This is a genomic window from Clostridium sp. YIM B02555, from assembly GCF_022320955.1.
Taxonomy (GTDB): Bacteria; Bacillota; Clostridia; order Clostridiales; family Clostridiaceae; genus Clostridium; species Clostridium saccharoperbutylacetonicum.
Genome location: NZ_JAKJJY010000021.1, coordinates 110,793 through 117,288, shown reverse-complemented (window position 1 = coordinate 117,288; position 6,496 = coordinate 110,793). Strand labels below are relative to the sequence as shown.

Annotated in this window: 5 protein-coding genes; 4 read left to right on the top strand and 1 reads right to left on the bottom strand. The window is 27.1% G+C overall.

All coding sequences use genetic code 11. The features are described from left to right. Positions 1 to 433 precede the first annotated feature (433 nt). The 3 genes from L3B98_RS22800 to L3B98_RS22790 all read left to right on the top strand — a co-directional run bounded on the left by L3B98_RS22800 (position 434) and on the right by L3B98_RS22790 (position 4,733). Positions 434 to 721, top strand: coding sequence for a hypothetical protein (locus L3B98_RS22800; RefSeq protein ID WP_015393666.1), 288 nt, complete (start codon positions 434 to 436; stop codon positions 719 to 721). 248 nt (positions 722 to 969) lie between these two features. Next, positions 970 to 3,012 (top strand): M13 family metallopeptidase, encoded by a 2,043-nt coding sequence (locus L3B98_RS22795; RefSeq protein ID WP_238918359.1) that lies wholly within the window; start codon positions 970 to 972, stop codon positions 3,010 to 3,012. A 230-nt stretch (positions 3,013 to 3,242) separates the two neighbouring features. Further along, a complete protein-coding gene (locus L3B98_RS22790; RefSeq protein ID WP_238918358.1) occupies positions 3,243 to 4,733 on the top strand; it encodes a hypothetical protein in 1,491 nt (496 codons plus the stop codon). Here L3B98_RS22790 and L3B98_RS22785 read toward each other — a convergent pair. After that, entirely contained in the window at positions 4,675 to 5,478 is an 804-nt protein-coding gene (locus L3B98_RS22785; RefSeq protein ID WP_077364076.1) for a CPBP family intramembrane glutamic endopeptidase, read from the bottom strand. The genes L3B98_RS22790 and L3B98_RS22785 overlap by 59 nt on opposite strands. Before the next feature lie 234 nt (positions 5,479 to 5,712). Here L3B98_RS22785 and L3B98_RS22780 point away from each other — a divergent pair, with 234 nt between their 5' ends. Next, on the top strand, positions 5,713 to 6,216 hold the full coding sequence (locus L3B98_RS22780) for an AAA family ATPase (RefSeq protein ID WP_238918357.1): 504 nt from the start codon (positions 5,713 to 5,715) through the stop codon (positions 6,214 to 6,216). The last annotated feature ends 280 nt before the right edge of the window (positions 6,217 to 6,496 follow it).

The window sequence follows — 6,496 nt, the reverse complement described above, 5'->3', positions numbered from 1 at the left end:
ATTTATGCAACAATTACCGAAATATGATACATTTATCTTCCACAGGACTAGTGAAATTTTCGCTGGAAGGTTCTAAATGTGGACTTGCAGTCATTTCAGCGTGTTCCAGATGTAAAATCTGGACAAGCTGAAAATGAAACAAGCCCCCCCATTAAGAACCTTCATCAGCTCAATTTCACATGCCTGCTTCCAGAAAAATGTATCTTATTTCTATTGTAGTTTAGTAATTTTAATTTCTTAAGTGTATATTATTCCATTTATAAGTTTAATTATTCAGTTGGATATCTATCTTAAGAGCACAATAGTATTTTAAAATAATTATTGTGCTCTTTTGATTATATAAAAGTTTGTAATATTTATATTTTAGTATAGTTAAACCTAAGAGTAATATATTTATTATTATATCAATATATTATATTGGAGGTGGATGTAAATGATAACAATTAAGAGTGATGCCTGCAATACAAGAGAGTCAATTGAGTTTTATAAGAAGTATATGGATACCTTTGGAGAAATAACAGAAGCCGAAATGATAAAAGAAGATTGTTATATATTAAAGCTTACCAATAACAATAAAGAAGAATTTATTTTTGAATATGGACTTACAGCAGGATATGGTGGAGAGGGCGCAGAAGGAACCTTGGAAGTATTGAAATTGGCAGGTTTTGATGCGTATCTAGATGTAATTTTCTCCAGAGAAAACTTTAAATTAAAAAAATGAATTTAAGAAGTCCTACGCAATTTGTAGGGCTTTTATTATATGGATTAATGTATAAGGCACTATTAAATAAATAACAAGTCCTCTAGCTAGCATATTTTTGACTTGTTATTTATTTTCATGTGCCTAAGAATCATTTTTAAAACAATTAAGGTTAAATTAAGGTGTGGGATTATTGTAAAATAATTAGCAAGGAATATAATAAAAGATGGTTATATCAAATTTGATAAGGGAATGGAGAGGGTTTTTTTATGAAAAAATCTAAAATTAAATTAATTATTGCAGGGGTGTTAATATGTTCATTGTTTGTTGGTCAAGGTACATGTGTTAAAGCAGCAGAGACTGCTACTAATGCCAATACAAATGTTGCGCAAACAGTAAATTCGATGAGAATTCAAGATGATTTTTATAATTATGTTAATAGACAATGGTTAAATACAGCAAAAATAGAAGCTGGAAAGACATCTAATTCAGCATTTATGGAAGCTGATAAATCATTGACAGAGCAAAAGAAACAAATAATCAAGGATTTATTGGCTAATGAAAAAAATTACTCAGAAAATAGTGATGAAAAAAAGATTATTAATTTATATAAAAACTATTTAAATATGGATGCTAGAAATAAAGAGGGCATAGAGCCAATAAAAGAAGCAATTCAAGAAATGAGAAATATTAAATCAGTAAATGATATTTCAAATTTAAGCATAGATTCAAAAATTGGCAATAGTTTGTTAGATTTAGGATGCCAAGTGGACTTAAAAGATGCAAATAAAAATGCTCTATATATTGGACCAACAGCTCTTAGCTTAGGGGATTCAGATGAATATATGAAGCCTACAGAAAATAGTAAAAGAGTAAAGGGGTTAGTAGAGAATTATTATGTTAATATTTTGACTTTAAGTGGTTATAGTAAAGAGCAGGCACAGACAAAGGTAGATAATTTATTTAAGTTTGAAAATATTATGGCTGCGTCAATAACTGGTAAGCAAGAAACCTCAAAAGATGATAATGCTATAGATAAACAATATAATATTTACACTTTGGATCAACTTGATTCAATGGCACCTAATTTAAAAATTAAAGCAATTATGAAAAATAGCAAAGTAGAGAAGGCAGATAAAATCATTTTAACTGAACCAAAATGGTATAAAGCCTTAAATGATATATACAAAGATGAAAATCTTCCAATGATTAAGGATTATCTTGAAATTCAAAATATTGCTGCTATTGCCCCATATTTAGGTCAGTCATTTGAAAAGGCTTCACTTGAATTTAAAAATGCATATTTAGGATCACAAGGGGATATTTCAGAGGAAGAAAAAGCTATTAATATGGTTAATGCTACATTAGGTGATCCTTTTGGCAAAATATATATTCAAAAATATTTTTCTGATAAAGTTAAAAATGATGTTAAAGATATGACAAATGAAATTATAGAAACATATAAAACTAGAATTAATAAGTTGGATTGGATGAGCGAAGCAACTAAAAAGAAAGCAATTGAAAAATTAGATAAGCTTAATATTCAAATTGCTTATCCAGATAAGTGGGAAGATTATTCAAAGCTACAAATAAGATCCTTTGAAGAAGGTGGATCACTTTGGGATAATATTGAGAATTTAAAAAAATTCGCATTTGAAAAGCAAATAAGTAAATTAAATCAACCAGTTGATAAGACAAAATTTGCTTGCCCTCCACAAACAATTAATGCATTTTATAATGCAACCTCAAATACTATAACTGTTCCTGCTGGAATTCTGCAAGGAGCATTTTATAATGCCAATGCAAGTAAAGAAGAAAAGCTTGGTGCAATTGGAACTATTATAGGTCATGAAATAAGTCATGCCTTTGATAATACTGGTGCAAAGTTTGACGCTGATGGTAACCTAAACAATTGGTGGACAGCAGAAGATTATGCTAAATTCCAAGATAAAACAAAGAAGGTAAGAGCTTTTTATAGCAACGTAAAATTAGATGATGGGAAAAATGTTAATGGAGATCTTACTGTTGGTGAAAATATTGCTGATATTGGTGGAATGACTTGTGCGTTAGATATTTTAAGCAAAATGCAAAATCCTGACTACAAAGCATTTTTTGAAAGCAATTCATCTGTATGGCGTGAAATTAATACTAAAGAATATGCAGAAATGCGACTTCAATATGATTCACATTCACCAAATAAAGTTAGAAGTAATATAGTTTCTGCCCAATTTGATAAATTCTATGAAACTTTTGGAATAAAGCCTGGCGATAAAATGTATGTTAAACCCGAGGATAGATTAAAAATTTGGTAAGATTATTGTTTAATATATTTAACTAATAGAGATAAAATTAAAAAAATATTTGAGAAAAGAACTGCATTATTCTTTATGAATTTGCGGTTCTTTTATTTTAAGATCAATTATTATCAGCACTTTAATAGTATTTAAAATAAAATAGTATAAATTTTATAATTTACATCATATTACTATTAGAACTTATTTTTAGATAAGAACAAATTCCATTTATACGGAGGAAAAGCCCAATGAGCATTAAAGACGTTAAAATAAATAAGTATAGGGTTTGTGCCATTTTAACTGCAGTGATGATAATAACTGCAGTATTATTTGTTGGACCAGAAGTTGGTGTTGCTGATCAAGGGGATTTTGATAGAATAATGAATATTTCAGGATTGAGTTTGCTAGATAAGGATAAAAATAATCCTGATTTTATTAGATTTTTCAAATACATAGTTACTGAATATAAAATTAATCCAATAGATAATCTTTCAAAGACTATAAAGGGGTGTAGTATTAGTTATTTAATTGTGCCCATAAGTAAAGTTATAAGAATGTTTGGAGAAAATATATTTAAAACCAAATATTTAGCTTTTATATATAGTTGTTTATATACTCTAGCATTAATTATTATTTTAAAAGCATTTAATATAAAAAATACATTAAATTCAATCGTAGTCTCTACTTTAATTTTATTGATTTTTTTCGATGGTAATTATTTAGTTTGGTTCAATAGTTTATATGGTGAACCAATGATGATAGTAACTTTGTCTCTATTTATTGCATGTGTATTAAACTATATACATTGCAAATACGCTATTAAAAATCGTAAGAATATAACTATAAATATTGCTTTTATAATAATTACCGCATTTTTATTTTTAGGATCAAAACTTCAAGTAACTATCTCATTACCAATTATAATTGCTCTAATATTAAAAATTATATGGGATAACAGACTATGTTTAAGTAAAATTAGCTTAGGGGCTCTGTGTATACTGATATACATATTAGTTCTTTATCCAATTGGAATTTGTAATAAAAGTGATAATTTGTGTAAAGATACAGAATATAATTCTGTTTTTTATGGGGTATTAAATGGTTCAAAAACACCTAGACAGGATTTAATTGATTTGGGACTTAATCCGGATATGTCTATAGAGGCTGGAAAACATTCATATTTAGAGAAAACTGAATATGAAAAATATATTCCAGGAGCAGAAATAACAAATGAAGAGTTTTATAGTAAGGTTAGTAACCGGAGTTTGGCGAAATTTTACTTAACTCATCCTATAAGATTATTTGAAGGCATGGAATATACGGCAGGAAAAGCTTTTTATACTAGTACCTCATTAGGCAAATGCTCTCAATACTATAGTGAACTTCCTATAGTAGAATTTCATAGATTTACAATTTGGTCAGATTTTAGAGATCATATATTGCCTAAAAATTTATATTTTATTGTAGCAGTTTATCTAATAATAATAATTCATTCTATTCACGATTATATTAATAATAAATCAAATTTAGAATTTAAGAATAGGATACTACTACTTTGGGTAGTAATGCTAATTGGAATAATTCAATTTCCTATGCCATTTGTAGGAAATGGAAAAGCTGATACTGCAAAACAACTATTTCTATTTAATTTTATTTTTGATGGATTACTCCTATGTATGTTTACATATGTTTATCTAAAATTGAAAACTTTTTATAAGCGTAAATTGCAAAGAAAATAAAATAAATTAAACCAAATACGCCTAGGCCATTTACAATATAAGGGTTACCTATAATATAACCTTGGACTGGTAGTAATTTATATGATGATCCTAGAATAGCTAGATTTAAATTATTCCATAATGTAAGCATTATGCTTGGAAGAATTACATTTTTAGATAATGTAAAAAGATATGTAAAACCGAAGTTTATAGCAAAAACGGCTGCAGATTGAAGCAAAGTATAAACAATAGCTTTTGATAAACCATGATGAAAATTTAAAATAAAAATTACTGGAAGATGATATAAGGTTATGATAACACCAATTATAAAGGTAGCACGTTTTATTTTATATTTTTCAATAAGTCTAGGAAGTAAATATCCTCTCCAACCAAACTCTTCTAATAAACCTACAATAAATAACACTATTGAGATTAAAGTAATACTTACTATTTTTAAAAATATGTTGTTCCAACTAGTTAGTAATGAACCTTGATGTGTAAATATAGTAACTAACATACAAAACAATACTGCGGTTATTGGGAAAAATATTGTAAATGCTAAACTTTTAACAGATATTCTTTGAAAAAAAGGTGTAAGTAGATTTTTTAAAGATTTATTTTCAATTAACATTGAAACGATAGCTGCAAATGCTGGAAGTGCAGTAATGGCAAGCAATAAGCTATTTGATCCTTTAAACCAAAATAATATGCTAATAAAATAAGTTATTGGTAAAATGATTGATAAAAATATTCTTTCGTATTTCATGTTTTAGCTCCTCTCAATGATTATCTATATCATTGTATCTATTGTATAATACAATTATGACGGTAATTTGTAAAGAGGAGTTTGGAAGTAATAACTATTTTGAGTAATAATGCCAGTAAATAGAATATATTTAAATAGTATAAAGATTAAATCTGTATTAATTTATAGCTTTATGGTAAATTTTTTGAATGATATAATATTAATAAATATTACAGTATTCAGGAGTTTTTGATTATGAAGAAAAAATTGATAATTATTAATGGAACAATGGGAGTTGGAAAAACAGCAACTTGTAGAGAACTTAATAAGAAACTTAAAAATTCAGTATGGCTTGATGGTGATTGGTGTTGGATGATAAATCCTTTTAAAGTTAATGAAGAAAATAAAGAAATGGTGATTGATAATATAACTTACTTATTAAAAAACTTTCTTAAAAATTCAACTATAGAATATGTCATTTTTAATTGGGTCATACATATTGAAGAAATTTTTGAGGAAATATTGAAGCCTTTAAATGCTTTGGATTTTGAAATTATTAAGATTACTCTTACCTGTAGCGAAGAGGCTCTTAAGAATAGGATATTGGAGGATGTTAAACATAATATACGAAATGATGATTGTTTACTTCGGAGTATTAATAGACTTGAAATGTACAAAGACATGTCTACAAAGCAAATTGATACAAGCGAATTATCAATAGTAGAAACAGTTAAAGAGATAGTGAAAATAGTTAAATGACTTTTGATATGAGTATATTTTTATAAAAATATAGGGGCCTAGCCCTTGAAGAATCTCTTGTTAAAGGATATCATGAAGTATATTGAAATAAACGGGAGTATACAGGAGAACTTTTTAGCTAATATCATTTAAATGAGATATACTAAGAATTGTTTTGTTGAATAATGTCGAAAATGTGATAGTATAGAGTCATGGACTTCACAGAAAAAGCGAATATGATTAATTTAAATTATAAAATCATGTTTGAGTTTTTAGATTTTTATTTATAATGTGAAGTCAA

Excerpts from the sequence above, each read along its gene's own strand:
- L3B98_RS22800 (WP_015393666.1), top strand. The coding sequence starts at position 434 with ATGATAACAATTAAGAGTGATGCCTGCAATACAAGAGAGTCAATTGAG.
- L3B98_RS22795 (WP_238918359.1), top strand. The coding sequence starts at position 970 with ATGAAAAAATCTAAAATTAAATTAATTATTGCAGGGGTGTTAATATGT.
- L3B98_RS22790 (WP_238918358.1), top strand. The coding sequence starts at position 3,243 with ATGAGCATTAAAGACGTTAAAATAAATAAGTATAGGGTTTGTGCCATT.
- L3B98_RS22785 (WP_077364076.1), bottom strand. The coding sequence starts at position 5,478 with ATGAAATACGAAAGAATATTTTTATCAATCATTTTACCAATAACTTAT.
- L3B98_RS22780 (WP_238918357.1), top strand. The coding sequence starts at position 5,713 with ATGAAGAAAAAATTGATAATTATTAATGGAACAATGGGAGTTGGAAAA.